Origin of the sequence: Corynebacterium halotolerans YIM 70093 = DSM 44683, assembly GCF_000341345.1 — a bacterium.
In the GTDB taxonomy this organism is placed as follows: Bacteria; Actinomycetota; Actinomycetes; order Mycobacteriales; family Mycobacteriaceae; genus Corynebacterium; species Corynebacterium halotolerans.
This window is the reverse complement of record NC_020302.1, coordinates 272,311-287,388: the sequence shown is the minus strand read 5'-3', so window position 1 is coordinate 287,388 and position 15,078 is coordinate 272,311. Positions and strand designations below refer to the sequence as shown.

Annotated in this window: 12 protein-coding genes; 7 read left to right on the top strand and 5 right to left on the bottom strand. The window is 67.5% G+C overall.

The features are described from left to right. Positions 1 to 354 precede the first annotated feature (354 nt). The gene (locus A605_RS01310; RefSeq protein ID WP_015399702.1) at positions 355 to 1,284 is read left to right on the top strand and encodes a type IV toxin-antitoxin system AbiEi family antitoxin domain-containing protein; all 930 of its coding nucleotides are present in this window, start codon (positions 355 to 357) and stop codon (positions 1,282 to 1,284) included. Positions 1,285 to 1,314: 30 nt separating this feature from the next. Continuing rightward, the gene (gene glfT1 / locus A605_RS01305) at positions 1,315 to 2,235 is read left to right on the top strand and encodes a galactofuranosyltransferase GlfT1 (protein ID WP_015399701.1); all 921 of its coding nucleotides are present in this window, start codon (positions 1,315 to 1,317) and stop codon (positions 2,233 to 2,235) included. A gap of 8 nt (positions 2,236 to 2,243) precedes the next feature. Here the strand turns inward: glfT1 and A605_RS01300 are convergent, their stop codons facing one another. Genes A605_RS01300 through A605_RS01285 form a run of 4 tightly spaced genes read right to left on the bottom strand, consistent with a single transcriptional unit; the run spans position 2,244 to position 4,668 of the window. Then, complete coding sequence (locus tag A605_RS01300) at positions 2,244 to 2,657, bottom strand: GtrA family protein (RefSeq protein ID WP_015399700.1); 414 nt, start codon at positions 2,655 to 2,657, stop codon at positions 2,244 to 2,246. 27 nt (positions 2,658 to 2,684) lie between these two features. Then, entirely contained in the window at positions 2,685 to 3,590 is a 906-nt protein-coding gene (locus A605_RS01295) for a hypothetical protein (RefSeq protein ID WP_015399699.1), read from the bottom strand. 32 nt (positions 3,591 to 3,622) lie between these two features. Then, positions 3,623 to 4,147: a hypothetical protein gene (locus A605_RS01290; protein ID WP_015399698.1), complete on the bottom strand. Its 525-nt coding sequence runs from the start codon at positions 4,145 to 4,147 to the stop codon at positions 3,623 to 3,625. After that, positions 4,144 to 4,668: a hypothetical protein gene (locus A605_RS01285; protein ID WP_015399697.1), complete on the bottom strand. Its 525-nt coding sequence runs from the start codon at positions 4,666 to 4,668 to the stop codon at positions 4,144 to 4,146. Before A605_RS01285 ends, A605_RS01290 begins: the two co-directional genes overlap by 4 nt. 71 nt (positions 4,669 to 4,739) lie before the next feature. On the opposite strand from A605_RS01285, the gene A605_RS01280 reads away from it, so the two are divergent. Next, positions 4,740 to 4,991 (top strand): hypothetical protein, encoded by a 252-nt coding sequence (locus tag A605_RS01280; protein WP_015399696.1) that lies wholly within the window; start codon positions 4,740 to 4,742, stop codon positions 4,989 to 4,991. 1,279 nt (positions 4,992 to 6,270) lie between these two features. Here the strand turns inward: A605_RS01280 and A605_RS15455 are convergent. Then, a complete protein-coding gene (locus A605_RS15455; protein ID WP_154653279.1) occupies positions 6,271 to 6,408 on the bottom strand; it encodes a hypothetical protein in 138 nt (45 codons plus the stop codon). A 728-nt stretch (positions 6,409 to 7,136) separates the two neighbouring features. On the opposite strand from A605_RS15455, the gene dprE1 reads away from it, so the two are divergent. From dprE1 to A605_RS01260, 4 genes are all read left to right on the top strand, one after another. Next, on the top strand, positions 7,137 to 8,552 hold the full coding sequence (gene dprE1 / locus A605_RS01275; RefSeq protein WP_015399695.1) for a decaprenylphosphoryl-beta-D-ribose oxidase: 1,416 nt from the start codon (positions 7,137 to 7,139) through the stop codon (positions 8,550 to 8,552). 21 nt (positions 8,553 to 8,573) lie between these two features. Continuing rightward, entirely contained in the window at positions 8,574 to 9,335 is a 762-nt protein-coding gene (gene dprE2, locus A605_RS01270; RefSeq protein WP_015399694.1) for a decaprenylphospho-beta-D-erythro-pentofuranosid-2-ulose 2-reductase, read from the top strand. A gap of 171 nt (positions 9,336 to 9,506) precedes the next feature. Continuing rightward, the gene (locus A605_RS01265; RefSeq protein WP_015399693.1) at positions 9,507 to 11,633 is read left to right on the top strand and encodes a galactan 5-O-arabinofuranosyltransferase; all 2,127 of its coding nucleotides are present in this window, start codon (positions 9,507 to 9,509) and stop codon (positions 11,631 to 11,633) included. A 40-nt stretch (positions 11,634 to 11,673) separates the two neighbouring features. Then, positions 11,674 to 15,069: an arabinosyltransferase domain-containing protein gene (locus tag A605_RS01260; protein WP_015399692.1), complete on the top strand. Its 3,396-nt coding sequence runs from the start codon at positions 11,674 to 11,676 to the stop codon at positions 15,067 to 15,069. The last annotated feature ends 9 nt before the right edge of the window (positions 15,070 to 15,078 follow it).

The following is a 15,078-nucleotide window of genomic DNA, read 5'->3' as shown; positions in this document are numbered from 1 at the left end:
CGATGTCCGCCCTACCGCAGGACCCTGTTTATCGACGCCCGCGCCAGGCCTCACCGGGGACAGCACCCTGCACAAGGGCGGACACTGCGCTCGGCAGCAACGGATCCGCCCGCCGACGTCCGCCCTATGGCAGAGCAGGAGCACCGTCGACGTCGCCAAGCAGCACAAGGGCGGACGCTGAGGCCCGTGCCGGAGGTTTCGACCCTCGACGTCCGCCCTACCGCAGCACCCTGCCCCGCTACCTGCACAAGGGTGGACACCAAGCACCTCCGGGGCACGAAACAGCAACGATGTCCGCCCTTGCGCTGCACTACCCCGCTCCCCCTCCTATGCTCCTTCGCAGGGGGATTATCAATGGGGGATATTCAGCTGCCGCGGAACGCGGTGCTCACCAGCGAACAACTCAAACAGCTCGGCATCAGCCGGCACCGAGTCGCGGTCCTGACCAGTCAAGGCATGCTCCACCGCGTGGAGCGGGGTGTCTACACGACCGCCCCGCCGAAGGGTGAGCTGCTCCTCGCCGCGCTGAGTCTCCGGCGTCCCGGGGCTGTCGTCTCCGGGCTCACCGCCTTCCAGCTGTATTCGGGCCAGGAGATCACCGACCCGTTGAACATGCGGGTGCCGCGGGGTTGTTCGACGAAGGGATCGCAGCTGCTGAAAGTGCGGCAGAGCCGGACCCTGCGTCCCAGGGAAGTCAGCGGTTTCCGGGTCGTTTCCCCGCTCGCAGCTGTCGCGGATCTGCTCGACCACGACGAGGATGCCCTGCTCCGGTTCCTGGAACTCCAGTACAGCGGCCGGGAAGGGCCCGCCCGGCTCCGGGAGGATGCGGCAGCGCTGAGTCGGGTACCGGGGCCGTTGCGCCGTCTGATGACGCATGCCGCGGTTGGGGCGGACAGCAATTCCGAGCGCCGGGTGTTCCGCGCGCTCAGGCAACGCGGCGTCGAGGTCTCCCAGAACCACCTGATCGGTGCCTACCGCTGGGACGGGGTGATTCCCGGCGCGAAGGTGGCCATCGACATCGACAGTTACCGGTACCACGGCATCGGCCCTGACGGGGAGAATCACCGAACCTTCGTCCTCGACCGGTGGAAAGCCAATTACGCGGTCCGGGCGGGGTACCGGGTACTGCGGTTCACGGGCGAGTGCGTCTACCACCATCTCCAGGCGGTCATCCGGGAGATCATGAACGCCCTGGAGCAACCGGCGCAGGTTCATGAGATCCCGGTGTGGGAGTGGCATCACGCGATGTTGTTCCCCGAGGACATGGCCGATGCCTGGGACTAGAACCGGATCCGCCGTGGCACAATGACACCTATGCCCGACGTGAAAGACATCCCGCCCCTGCGCCGCACCGGTTCGACGGCGGCGGTGATCGTCACGCACAAGCGGGTGGAGCAGCTCGCGGCGTCGCTGGAGCAGGTTGTCGCGCAGACCCACCGCGTGGACTGGGTGATCGTGGTCGACAACGGCTGCGAGGTTGAGGTCGAGCGGCTGCTGCTCGAGCTGGCCGGCGAGCGCGCCGTCTACCTGCCGTCGAGGACCAACCTGGGTGGGGCGGGCGGTTTCGCCTACGGTTTCCTCACCGCGCTCGCCCTGGGTGCCGACGCCGTGTGGTGCGCCGACGACGACGGCCGCCCCGCCGACGCGAACGTCCTAGAAACGCTTTACGACGTCGCGGAGGCCCACCGGCTGCACGAGGTCTCACCGGTGGTGTGCAATATCGACGATCCCGGCCGGCTGGCGTTCCCGCTGCGGCAGGGTCTGGTGTGGCGCCGCCACCGCGAGGAGCTCGAGGGGGACTTCCTCGAGGGCATCGCGAGCCTGTTCAACGGCGCGTTGATCAGCGCGAAGGCGATGGAGATCATCGGCGTGCCGGACTACCGCCTGTTCATCCGCGGCGACGAGGTGGAGTACCACCGCCGGCTGGTGCGCTCGGGGCTGCGGTTCGGCACCTGTCTGTCCACGGCCTACCTGCACCCGGACGGCTCGGACGAGTTCAAGCCGATCCTGGGCGGGAAGATGCACACCCAGTACCCCGACAACGAGGGCAAACGGTACTTCACCTACCGCAACCGCGGCTACATCATGAGCCAGCCGGGGATGCGCAGACTGCTACCGCAGGAGTACGCCCGCTTCGGCTGGTTCTTCCTGGTGCAGCGCAAGGACCCGAAGGGGTTCCTGGACTGGTTGAAGCTGCACCGTCAGGGCCGGCGGGAGCGGTTCACCCGCCCCTGAGAGCCTGGCTAGTCGCGGAAGATGACCACGCGCTGGAAGACGAAGTTGGTGATCGTGGCCACGCCCTGGGCGATGACGAAGGCGACGGTGTCCTTGAGCATGCCGGACAGTCCGAGGGACTGCAGTGGCGAATCCAGCACCCAGTACAACAGGTTCTGCACGGCGAAAGTTGACAGGTAGAGCAGGGCCACGGCGATCGCGCTGGAACGGGTCACGGCGACCTGGAAGGTCCATTTGGCGTTGACGAGGTAGGCGACGGTGGTGCCGGCGGCCCATCCGCCCGCCTTGGCCAGTTGGCGGTTGACGCCGAATGCCTGGAGCACCATGGTCAGGCTCCAGTCGATCAGAGCGGTGAAGACACCGGTGATCCCGAACTTGGCGAGCTGGCCGAACAGCGTCGATTCCCTCAGTTTTACAAGCACGGGTCGCTACGTTACCGCCAAATACTGTCAGGACCGAAGCAGTTGCCTGTAGATGTCCAGCCGGTCGACGGGAGCGAGCGCCCCGGGGCCGTAGGCACCGACCTCCGCCAGCCGTTCCAGGGAACCCGGGCACAGGGCGTGGATCCGGTCGGCGGTCAGTGCCGAGCCGTCGTCATCGACCCAGCCGAGGGCCGCCATGGTGGTTTCGAGGACGTCGGCGGCGAGCTGCCCGTCGCTCATGCACGCCAGGGCCAGCACGATGGCCCAGAAGGCGTCGACGCCCGCCGGTTCCTCCTCCAACGGCAGATCGGCGAGCCGCTCGCGGGTCCGCTCATCGAGGGTGCCGTCGCGGGTGAGGTCGAGGGCCTGGAGCAGGGGGACGAAGTCGAAGATCTCGCTGCGGTCGATGATGCCGCGCACCGGCCCGGCCGTGTTCGCCAGCACCTGCTCGATCGTCTTCCGTCCGGTCAGGGAGGCGTTGATCTCGGCGAGGTCGAAATCGGCGCCGCCGAAGGCGCCCGACCCGCCGACGCACAGGGCGCGCGGGGTGCCGCGGTCACGCGGGTAGGAGTCGACCGCCGTGAGCGTGAACTCCCATAGTCCCCAGTGGAAGGTGATCGTGTCGCCGGCGGTGGTCAGGAATTCGTGGACGTGACAGGCGTGGTCGAGACGGTCGCCGGCGCGGGTGAAGTACCAGGGCGCCTTCTCCTCGGCGAGTCCGAAACTCACGACGAGGACGTCGCGCAGGTCGTGGAGGGACAGGGCGTCGTTGAGTCCGATGTGACGGTGGACCTCGGCGTCCGTGCGCACATTGGAGGCCTGGAGAATCACGGTGCGGGGCTCACGCGCCCGGCCCCGATCCCGGTGTTGTCCCTTGCGCGCGCGGGCGGCCGACAGGTCGACGATGTTGCCGCGGGCCAGGTTGCTGGACATGCCTCCAGGGTAGCCATTCGGGCCGGAACGGGTCAGCCCAGCGGCAGGGGCCGGACCTCCGCGCCGAAGGCCTCCTGCAGGTGTTTGCGGCTGCGGCGCTGGCCCTCGATGGTGTGCCACTGCTCGATCAGCTCGGCGAGTGCCGTCGCGGTGGACCAGGCGGCGCGGCCGACCTCCTCGCCCTGGAAGTTCTCGGCGAGCTCGTCCGGATCCGAGAGCTCGACGGCGTCGAGACGCGGCAGGGTCAGCGACTTGTTGGCCTCCTTCGCCGCCTTCGCGCGGGCCTTGACCTCGTCGACGGCGTGCGACATGGCGTCGGCGATCGCCGGCAGCGACGTCGTGGGCCGCTTGCCGACGTCCGCGTCGCCCACCGGCAGCACGACGGTGTCGGCGAGCAGGTCGTCCAGGCGCTGCGGGTCGACGTCGTCCGGCCCCAGGATCCATGCGCCGGAGAGGGCGCCCGTCGGGGCGTCTGGATCGGTCTGGACGTGCCAGACGACGGTCACGTCGGTGCCCCTGTCGACGACTGCGATCACGGCGTGGCGCTGGCCGCTCATGCGATCACCTGCCGGACGTGGCTGCGGTGGGAGGCCTCGGAGATGAGGAAGACCACCGCGGAGGCGACCGCGCCCAGAACGGTGTGCGGTCGGCGCACGCCGCGGTCACGGAGCTTGCGCACCAGCCAGCGGCGGACGACGGCGTCGAGACGCAGGCTCAGCACGATCAGCGCCACGGCGGCGGCGAGAATCAGCCAGGTGCGCACCGGGGAGTCGAGGTTGAGGGCGCCGGCCGGGGTGTCGGAGCCGGGGCCGCCGGGACTGCCGATGTCGCCGATGGACTGACGCATCCGGTCGGCCACCACCGCCGGATCATTGTCCGGATCCTCGTCGCGGGTGTTGAGGTAGCCGATCAGGACGCCGCCGCCGACGCCGATCACCGTGGTGACCGCCGCGCGCACGGCGCGGGAGGAGATGTAATCCGGCATCGCCACGCTCGCGCCCGTCACCGCGGCCTGGATCAGGCGGCCGGCCAGGAGGTCATCGGGGTGAAAGTCCGTCTCTGAGGTGTTGGAACCCATGTGCCCAACCCTAGCGGGCGCACCGGGCACCCGCCCCGCCGCCGGGGCCGCGGGGCGTATAGCCTGAAGGCATGTTCGGTTGGAAGAAGAAGTACGACCCGGAGCTTGATGAGCGCGAGGGCCGCCATGTCGCCGCAGAGCAGACCGAGCTGCCGCTCGACGACTTCATGACCAGGCTCATCGCCCAGGAGCTGCCGGTGCTCGACAGCCACGACCGCGCCACCGTCTACCGGGTGCTGCGCGAGTATACCGAGGCCGGCAAGCCCCGGATCACCTCCCAGGAGGATCTGCCGGAGGAGGTCCGGGAGATCATGGACCTGTAGCGGTTCTCTTGATGGCTTCCGGCGGGTATCACTCCGGGAAACACGCCGGCTCCCGCACCACTGTGGGTGCGGGAGCCGTTTTCGGGTCTGTCAGGTCTGTCGGCTTAGGAGGACAGGGTGAGGACATCTGCGGAGATGTTGACGACGCCGTTGATGAAGCGGGCGATACCGTAGATGATGCTCTCGAAGAAATTGGTGATCGACGAATTCACGGGAGCTGCTCCTTTCGGGGATCGCCGGGAGAACGGGGTAGGAAGTAACCGGCGAGTGATTCAAGTGTGACACCACTAACAGATTTTCGCTACTGCCGGAGCATATTTTCCGGAGATTTTTCCTGAGATCTTCCCGGCCAGCACTCTTCCCCCTCAGGGGGCGGAGCTGAGCCCGGGGTTCAAGGCGGCGATTCACAGCCAAGCCCCGCTTCCGCCACTGAAGATGGCGGGAGCGGGGCCGGGGATGCGAAGGAATTGGACAGTCAGAAGAGGGCGTCAAAGAAGGCTTCGACGATCCAGTAGAGGCCGCCGAGGATGCCGCCGACGAGATCCTCAATCACAGAAGACATGGGATGCTCCTTTCAGGAACCGTCGGGCGGGACAGGGGAAGGAAGTTGGGTGCCCGACGTTCTGCCCTGATTGTGACAGTCCTTACATTGCTACGGCAATAGCTCAGGTCGCCCTCAGCCGATTCTTTCCCTTATCGTGACTAGCTCGTGACAGATGGATTTAATGTCCATACCCAGTAGGAATACTGGCCTTCCCAGAGAGCGGAAAAGCGCACTGACGCGGGCATACGACCCTTTGAGTCAACGCAGCTGAAGCACCGTACTCATCCATGGCTCAGGCAGATACTTATATTCAATGAACCCTGGCCCGTACTGCGCGCCCCGGAGCACTCCACGATTTCCTGACCGATAATTGCAGTAGCTTCCAGCCGAGAATCTCGCGGGAGACGAGGAAAGTGGTTCCGAGCCCGGACAGAAAGCACCGGCCGAATATGGCTGAGCGAAAGGGAGTCGGCTCAACAGAAGACACACGGGGAAGACCCCCGCCCCCGCACATGGACTGTGGAAGAGAACTCCCGCCGCTCCAGGTGTCCACCGATGGCCCCTTGCCGCCAAACCCACCGGCACCCAACGGCGGAGACCGCCCCCGCCGCCAATCCTGGCCCCCTCCCCAAGAGGAACCACTGACGACAACACACCCCCGGGCATGAGAAAACCCCGGACCGTGAAGTCCGGGGTTCCTGGTGACCGCCCTTGCGGGCGAAGTCACATCAGTGCTTAGGCCTCGCCCTCGTTGACGTCGTTGACGACGTCGGAGGACAGCGAGGTGAAGCTGTCGAACACGTTCTGGACGCCGGTGATGGCGGACTCGACGACGGAGATGATGGAGTCGAAGATGGTCTCGATAACCTGCATGGTGATGCTCCTTTCGTAGTCGCCGGACTATCGGTCAGATGTGCTGTCCGGCGGTGTGGTCCCGAGTATGGCAGAAAGTCGCGAGCGTCGACAAACACGGGAGCCCAAAAAATAAAATTCGGCGAAATGAAAAATATTCAGGGCGCGCCTTTCCCGAACTCAGCGCGCTTTTTTTCACTTAATTTCGCCGCGCAAGTACCGCCGGAAAGCAATGCAGAACTACCCCCTTTCGGGGGACATGCAAAAGGGCGGCTCAGCCATTTCTGCAGGTCGTCCGCATTCATGCTTCCGCAAGGGCCGACTTCAAGAACTGCATAAACTCGATATCCGCACGCATTCCAGCCTCAGTAAATCCGCATCAGCCCGCCCTCAGGCTGGGCTCATGCTTCCCTGATCTTTGAAACTGGGCAATATCGTAACACACTTCTGCCTCGTTACATATTCCCCGAGATTGAGTCTTTTTCCCGTGTTCTTCCAGCCGGCTTCCAGCTTCCAGAAACCTTATTCCAGTGTTCTCGCTGAGAATTCTAGGGAATGCGATTGCATAAACGAGCGGCGCACAGTGCCCCGAACCCACCCGGCCCGAGCGTTGGCTGCCGCCCCCTCCCCTCCCCACCCCATCCAGAGAGCCCACAGCTTTCATTCCACGTCCGTGTCAGGGCCGTGGGTAAGCTCAGGAACGTATTTCGCATGCAGCCGCATGCGTCCGTCGACAGAAGAATCAGAAGATGGAACTGCAGACCACTGAAAAGTCCCTGACGGGCTGGGGCCGCACCGCCCCGTCCACGGCACATGTCCTGGCCACGCCGGACGTGGAGACCATCATCGCTGCCGTCACCCAGATCGCCGACGACAACGCCGACAAGCCGATCCACCTGCGCCGCGGCGTCATCGCCCGCGGCATGGGCCGTTCCTACGGCGATCCCGCCCAGAACGGCGGTGGCCTCGTCGTCGACATGCAGCCGCTGAACAAGATCCACTCGATCGATCCGGATTCCGCGGTCGTCGACGTCGATGGCGGCGTGACCCTCGACCAACTGATGAAGGCCGCCCTACCCTACGGCCTGTGGGTGCCGGTTCTGCCGGGCACCCGTCAGGTCACCATCGGCGGTGCCATCGGCCCGGACATCCACGGCAAGAACCACCACTCCGCCGGTTCCTTCGGCGATCACGTGGCCTCCATGGAGCTGCTGGTCGCCGACGGTCGCGTGCTCCACCTCGAGCCGGAGGGCAGCGTGGACGACCCGGACGGCGCCCTGTTCTGGGCGACCGTCGGCGGCATGGGTCTGACCGGCATCATCCTGCGTGCGACGATCCGGATGACCAAGACGGAAACCGCCTACTTCATCGCGGACACCGACCGCACGGACAACCTCGAGGAGACCATCGCCTTCCACTCGGACGGCTCGGAGGTCAACTACACCTACTCCTCCGCCTGGTTCGACGCGATCAACCCGGAGCCGAAGCTGGGCCGGGCCACCATCTCCCGCGGCAACCTGGCCACGCTGGATCAGCTGAAGGAGCTGGCCCCGAAGCTGGCGAAGGACCCGCTGAAGTTCAACGCCCCGCAGCTGATGACGGTGCCGGACATCTTCCCGTCCTGGACGATGAACAAGCTGACGCTCAACACCATCGGCGAGCTCTACTACGCGATGGGCAAGCCGGCGCGGAACCAGATCAACAACCTCACGCAGTTCTACCAGCCGCTGGATCTCATCGGCGAGTGGAACCGCGGCTACGGCAAGGCCGGCTTCCTGCAGTACCAGTTCGTCGTGCCCACCGAGGCCGTCGAGGCGTTCAAGGAGATCATCCGCGACATCCAGCGTTCCGGCCACTACTCGGCGCTGAACGTGTTCAAGCTCTTCGGTCCCGGCAACCGCGCGCCGCTGTCCTACCCGATGCCGGGCTGGAACGTGTGCGTCGACTTCCCGATCCGTCCGGGTCTGAATGAGCTGCTCGACGACCTGGACCGTCGCGTCATGGAGTTCGGCGGCCGTCTCTACCTGGCCAAGGAGTCCCGCACCTCCGCGGAGAACTTCCACAAGATGTACCCGGGTCTGGGCGGCTGGCTGGCCACCCGCAACGAGATCGACCCCACCGGCGTCTTCGCCTCCGACATGTCCCGCCGCCTCGAGCTGCGTTAAGAAGAAAGGACCGAAACACACATGCTCAATGCAGTGGGCCAGGCCCAGAACATCCTGCTCCTCGGCGGCACCTCCGAGATCGGCCTCGCGATCGTCGCCGAGTTCCTCGAACGCGGCCCCGCCCGCGTGACGCTGGCCGCCCGCGCGGACTCCCCGCGTGTCGACGCCGCCGTGACCCGGATGAAGGAGGCCGGCGCCAGCGAGGTCGACGTCCTCGACTTCGACGCCACCGATTTCGACTCCCATCCGGACGTCATCGACGCCGCGTTCGCCCGCGGTGACGTCGACCTCGCGGTCGTCGCCTTCGGCACCCTGGGCGACCAGGAGGAGCTGTGGCAGGACCAGGCCAAGGCCGTGGCCTCCGCCCAGATCAACTACACCGGACCCGTCTCCGTCGGCGTGCTGCTCGGCCAGAAGTTCAAGGCCCAGGGCCACGGCACCATCGTCGCCCTGTCCTCGGTCGCCGGGGTGCGCGTGCGCCGCTCCAACTTCGTCTACGGCGCCTCCAAGGCGGGCGTCGACGGTTTCTACACCCAGCTCGGCGAGGCCCTGCGCGGCACCGGCTCGAACGTGCTGGTGGTCCGCCCCGGCCAGGTACGCACCAGGATGTCCGCCGAGGCCAAGCCGGCCCCGCTGACCGTCAACCCGGAGGACGTCGCCGAGGCCACCGTCAAGGCCGTCCTGCAGGACAAGGACATCATCTTCGTCCACCCGGCCTTCCAGCTGGTCACCGGGGTGTTCAACCTCATCCCGCGGCAGATCTTCCGCAAGCTGCCGTTCTAGGGCCGGGCATGGGCCGCCACCCGCGGCCCGACCGCCCCGCCGCCGTTGACGCGGACGTCGAGAAACGTCCCGTCCGCGGCGGCGCCCGTGTCACTCCTGCCCCACCTCTCACCGCGGCACGCCCGGCCTCACCGGCGTGTGCCCTGATCGCCGTATGGGAGACTAACCGGCATGACCACCCCCGCCGACCCCGCCGGCCAACAGCTCGCGGAGGGGCGGACGCCACCGCCCGCCCCGTCGTACCCCACGCCCACCGAGGACTACACGACCGACCTGCTGACCCGTCGGCAGAACTTCCTCAGCCTCATCGCGGCGACGCTCGCGGGCGCGATGTTCACCCTGCTGTGCTGGCTGGTCCTCAAGCAGACCAGCCTCCCGGCGTTCAATACGTCGATGGTCACCCGCGGGCTGGCCACCGCCGGCACCGTCGTCGTGCTCGCCGTGCTCGGCGTGTTCACCGGCTGGTGGCTGATTGACGAACACCGCGCCAACCAGCGCCGCCGGGAGGCACACACCACCCGGACCGCCTACTGGAACCGGGAGTCCGCCGGCGTCAGCGGCACCGCCGCCCCGCCGCTGCCGCCGCTGGAGCTGCACCGCCCGCGGTGGCGGGTCATCCTGACCCACGTGGTCTGCTACCTCTCGCCGGCCGCGCTGGTGGTGACCACCACCGCCATCCCGCTGTCGGCGACGCGCCTGTACCTCGACGGCCTCCAGGTCGACCAGGGCTTCCGCACCCAGTTCCTCACCCGCATGGCCACCACCTGGGGCAACCAGGACATGAACTACATCGACATGCCCTCCTACTACCCCATCGGGTGGTTCTGGCTGGGCGGTCGACTGGCCAACCTGCTGGGCATCCCCGGCTGGGAGGTCTTCCAGCCGTGGGCGCTGGTCTCCATCGCCGCGGCCGGCTGCCTGCTGGTGCCCGTGTGGCGGCGGTTGACCGGCTCCCTGCCCGTCGGCACGGCCATCGCCGTGGTCAGCGTGTGCGTGGTGCTCGTGACCACCCCGGAGGAGCCCTACGGCGCCATCGTCGCCCTCGGCGCCCCGGCCGCCACCGTCCTGGCCTACCGCGCCCTGCGGGGTTCCTGGTACGCCACCTTCGGCGTGATGGTCTTCCTCGGCGCCTCGGCGGCCATGTACACCCTGTTCACGGGCGTGATCGCCCTGTCGGTGGTGGTACTCGCCGCGATCGGCGCGGTCGTCTTCTCCCGCGGTCGGGTGCCCATCATCCATCTGCTGGCCATCGGCGTCGGCTCAATCCTCATCGCCCTGATCGCCTGGGGGCCGTACTTCTGGGCGCTGCTGACCGGCCACCCGAGCTCGGGCGCGACGGCCCAGCACTACCTGCCGCCGGAGGGCGCGCAGATTCCGCTGCCCTTCCTGTCCCCCTCGGTCATCGGCGTGCTGTGCCTGCTCGGCCTGATCTACTTCATCGTCCGCGTCGCCGACCACGAGGTGCGCACGATGGGCATCGCCACCGCCGTGTTCTACGCCTGGACCGTGGCCTCCATGGTCGCCGCCCTGGCCGGCACCACCCTGCTCGGCTTCCGCATCGACTCGCTGATCGCCCTGCAACTGACGACGGCCGGCGTGCTCGCCCTGGCGGAGCTGCGGCTGGTCGGCGTGCGCCGACTCTACCCGGTCCGCACCACGTCGCGGGCGAGCCGCACGATCACCATCGTGATGGTGGTCGTGCTGCTGGGCGCGGGACTGCACTACGCACAGTCCATCCCGGTGCGCAACGAGAACGGCATCGACCACGCCTACTCCGACACCGACGGCTACGGTGAGCGCGCCGACCGCTTCGCCCCCGACGTCGCGCAGTACTACGACGAGATCGACGCGGAGATCCGCTCCCACGGCCACGAGCCGGATGACACGGTCGTGCTCACCGACGAGACGAACTTCATGTCCTACTACCCGTACTACGGATTCCAGGCCTTCACCAGCCACTACGCCAACCCGCTGGGAGAGTTCGGACGCCGCAACGCCGCCATCGAGGCGTGGGCGTCCGGCTCCTGGGACGAGCTGTCGGAGCCGGCCGACTTCGCCGCCGCGCTCGAGGACGCCCCCTGGCGTGAGCCGGACGTGTTCATCTTCCGCGGCAGCCTCGACGGCAACGGCGGCGAGGAGGGCTGGAAGACCCACATCGCCGAGGACATCTTCCCCAACAACCCGAACGTCCGTTTCCGTGGCCTGTTCTTCAACCCGGAGGTGTTCACCGGCGACCCGTCGATGTGGCATGCCTCCCAGATAGGACCTTTCGTGGTGGTGAGCCGTGACAAGGCCTGAGCCTGACGTAAACTCTCCCATTGTGTCTGAAACCGCCGTGATGACCGAAAACCAGAAGCTGAAGAAGACCGCGACGCCGCTGGGCACCGCCCCGGCCTGGCTGAAGAACCTCGCGATCGTCTCCGGCGTCCTCGGCTTCCTCCTGTTCGTGGTGACGCCGTTCCTCCCGGTCAACCAGACCCAGTCCTCCTTCAGCTGGCCGCAGGACGACAGCCTCAACAGCGTCAACGCTCCCCTCGTGTCCTACGCGCCGGAGGAGCTCCACGCCACCGTGCCCGTCGACGAGGCGATCGACGGCCTGCGCGGGGACCAGACGCTGCTGCTGTCGACGCTGCCCGCGGACTCCACCGACGCCACCTCGCGCGGCCTGTTCGTCCGCTCCAGTGACGGCGGAATCGACGTCGTCGTGCGCGACCAGGTGCCGCTGGAGCTGACGGCCGAGGAGGTCGAGGCCCTGCCCGACGACGCGGTGCTCGAGGTCTCCTCCACCGAGGACGGGACCACCGCGACGATCCCGGACGCGACCGACGAGGACGGCGAGCCCTACGAGGGCAGCATCGACGAGGACGTCCGCCCGCAGGTCACCGGCGTGTACACCGAGATCGACGACACCGCGGGCAACCTGGCGTCGCTCACCGACGCCGGCCTGAGCGTGGACGTCGAGATCAACTCCCGGTTCACCTCCACGCCGTCGGTGTGGAAGTCGATCGCCATGTGGGGTGGTCTGGCGCTGCTGCTGGTGGCCCTGTGGACCCTGCACCGCATGGACCGTCTCGACGGCCGTTCCACCCGCCGCTTCCTGCCGCAGGGCTGGTGGCGCCTGCGGCCGCTCGACGGCATCGTCTCCTTCGTCCTGGTCTTCTGGCACATCTTCGGCGCCAACACCTCCGACGACGGCTTCATCCTGACCATGGCACGCGTGTCCGAGAACGCGGGCTACATGGCCAACTACTACCGCTGGTTCGGCGTGCCGGAGTCCCCCTTCGGCTCCCCCTACTACGACCTGCTGGCCCTGATGGTGCAGGTGTCCACCGCCTCGGTGTGGGTGCGCCTGCCTGCCCTGATCTCGGGCCTGGTCATCTGGTTCGTGCTCTCGCGGGAGATCCTGCCGCGCCTGGGTGCGAAGATCGCCGGACGGCAGGTGGCCCACTGGACCGCCGCCTTCGTGTTCCTGGCGTTCTGGCTGCCCTACAACAACGGCACCCGCCCGGAGCCGGTCATCGCCATGGGCGCGATCCTGACCTGGGCGTCCTTCGAGCGCTCCATCGCCACCTCCCGGCTGCTGCCCGCGGCCGTCGGTGTGATCATCGCGACGCTGTCCCTGGGTGCCGGCCCCACCGGCCTGATGGCCGTGGCCGCGCTGCTGGCGTCGCTGTCCAGCCTCATCCGCATCGTCTACCGCCGCCTGCCCTATCTGGGTGCCGGTGAGGGTTCCTCGAAGGGCCGGATCACCCACGCGGTGGTCGCGATGGTCGCCCCGTTCCTGGCCGCCGGCACCGCCATCCTGATCGGCGTGTTCGGCGACCAGACGTGGGCGACCGTCATGGAGTCGATCCGGGTGCGCGCCGCGAAGGGCCCGGCCCTGGACTGGTACGACGAGTGGGTCCGCTACCAGACGCTCATGGAGCAGACGGTCGACGGCTCGCTCACCCGCCGCTTCGCCGTGCTCATGATGTTCCTGTGCCTGGCGGTGGTCATCGCCTCCATCCTGCGCAACGGTCGGGTGCCGGGCGCGGCGAAGGGACCGTCCCTGCGCCTGGTGCTGATCATCTTCGGCACCATGTTCTTCATGATGTTCACGCCGACGAAGTGGACGCACCACTTCGGCGTGTACGCGGGCATCGCCGGCGCCCTGGCGGCCCTGGCCGCGGTGGCGCTGAGCTACATGGCCCTGCGCTCCTCGCGGACGCGGACCCTGTTCATCGGCGCCGTGCTGTTCATCCTGGCGATCTCCCTGGCCGGCATCAACGGCTGGTGGTACGTCTCCAGCTTCGGCATCCCGTGGTTCGACAAGACCGTCCAGTACCAGGGCGTCGAGGCGTCCACGATCGTGCTGTTCATCGCCCTGGCGGTACTTCTCATCGGCGTCATCCAGTCCTTCATCGGCGACGTCCGCAGCGCCCGCGCCGAGGCCCTCGGCGAGCTCGATGAGTACCGGGAGGAGCGGAAGCAGAGGCTGCGCCGCTTCACCGGGGTGGCCGCCGCCCCGATCGCGGTGTCGTGTGTGCTCATCGTCGGCTTCTCCATGGCGTCCTTCACCAAGGCCTTCATCGACCAGTACCCCGCCTACACCGTCGGCCTGGGCAACCTGCGCGCGCTCGGCGGTCAGACCTGCGGCCTGGCCAACGACGCGCTCGTCGAGACGAACTCCAACGACTCCTTCCTGACCCCGGCCGGGGATGTCGGGCTGGGCGAGTCCCTCGAAAGTGAGGACAACCGCGGCTTCGAGGCCAACAACCTCCCGCCGTCCATCACCCAGGACGTGGTGTCCACCTCGTCCGTCGGCGCGATCGCCGACACCGACAACGCGGGTGGCTCCGAGGAGGCCACCGGCCAGGAGACCGGCAACACCGGTGGTGTGCGTGGCGACGTCGGCGTCAACGGCTCGCGCGCCCGCCTGCCGTTCAACCTCGACTACACCGAGGTCCCGGTCGTCGGCTCCTGGACCTCCGGCCCGCAGTACCCCGCGGAGATCACCACCGCCTGGTACGAGCTGCCCGCCGAGCAGCGGGAGGACGCGCCACTGCTGGTCGTCTCCGCGGCCGGCCGCATCGAGCACCACGACATCAACGGCGTGCTCCACGAGGGCCAGGAGCTCGTCCTCGAGTACGGCACCCGCGGCCCCGACGGGGAGGTCGATCCCGAGTCGGTCGGCGAACTGGAGATGCTCGACATCGGCCCGCAGCCGTCGTGGCGCAACCTGCGCCTGCCGCTCGACGCCCTGCCGGAGGAGGCCGACGTCGTGCGCGTCTCCGCCACCGACCACAGTCTCGACCCCGAGCAGTGGCTGGCGTTCACCCCGCCGCGCGTGCCCACCCTGGACTCGCTGGACAACGTCGTCGGATCCGAGAAGCCGGGTCTGCTCGACTGGTCCGTGGCGCTGCAGTTCCCCTGCCAGCGCACCTTCGACCACTACGCCGGCGTGGCGGAGATTCCGGAGTACCGCATTTCCCCCGACCACCCGGGCAAGGCCACGCTGACTCCGTTCCAGGACTACGAGGGCGGCGGCGTCATGGGCACCGCCGAGGCCGTGAACTGGTCCTTCGAGCTGCCGAGCTACACGAAGGACGACTGGCACCGGGACTGGGGATCCATCGAGATCTACCTGCGTCGCGCCAACTCGGAGGGCCAGGCACCGGACAACGCCGAGATCGACACCGAGACGATCCAGCGCTCCGGCCTGTGGCACCCGAGCGACATGAAGATCGACGGCTAGCTCCTGTCG

Coding starts and splice junctions, on each gene's coding strand:
- A605_RS01310 (WP_015399702.1), top strand. CDS start 355: ATGGGGGATATTCAGCTGCCGCGGAACGCGGTGCTCACCAGCGAACAA.
- glfT1 (WP_015399701.1), top strand. CDS start 1,315: ATGCCCGACGTGAAAGACATCCCGCCCCTGCGCCGCACCGGTTCGACG.
- A605_RS01295 (WP_015399699.1), bottom strand. CDS start 3,590: ATGTCCAGCAACCTGGCCCGCGGCAACATCGTCGACCTGTCGGCCGCC.
- A605_RS01290 (WP_015399698.1), bottom strand. CDS start 4,147: ATGAGCGGCCAGCGCCACGCCGTGATCGCAGTCGTCGACAGGGGCACC.
- A605_RS01285 (WP_015399697.1), bottom strand. CDS start 4,668: ATGGGTTCCAACACCTCAGAGACGGACTTTCACCCCGATGACCTCCTG.
- A605_RS01280 (WP_015399696.1), top strand. CDS start 4,740: ATGTTCGGTTGGAAGAAGAAGTACGACCCGGAGCTTGATGAGCGCGAG.
- A605_RS15455 (WP_154653279.1), bottom strand. CDS start 6,408: ATGCAGGTTATCGAGACCATCTTCGACTCCATCATCTCCGTCGTCGAG.
- dprE1 (WP_015399695.1), top strand. CDS start 7,137: ATGGAACTGCAGACCACTGAAAAGTCCCTGACGGGCTGGGGCCGCACC.
- dprE2 (WP_015399694.1), top strand. CDS start 8,574: ATGCTCAATGCAGTGGGCCAGGCCCAGAACATCCTGCTCCTCGGCGGC.
- A605_RS01265 (WP_015399693.1), top strand. CDS start 9,507: ATGACCACCCCCGCCGACCCCGCCGGCCAACAGCTCGCGGAGGGGCGG.
- A605_RS01260 (WP_015399692.1), top strand. CDS start 11,674: ATGACCGAAAACCAGAAGCTGAAGAAGACCGCGACGCCGCTGGGCACC.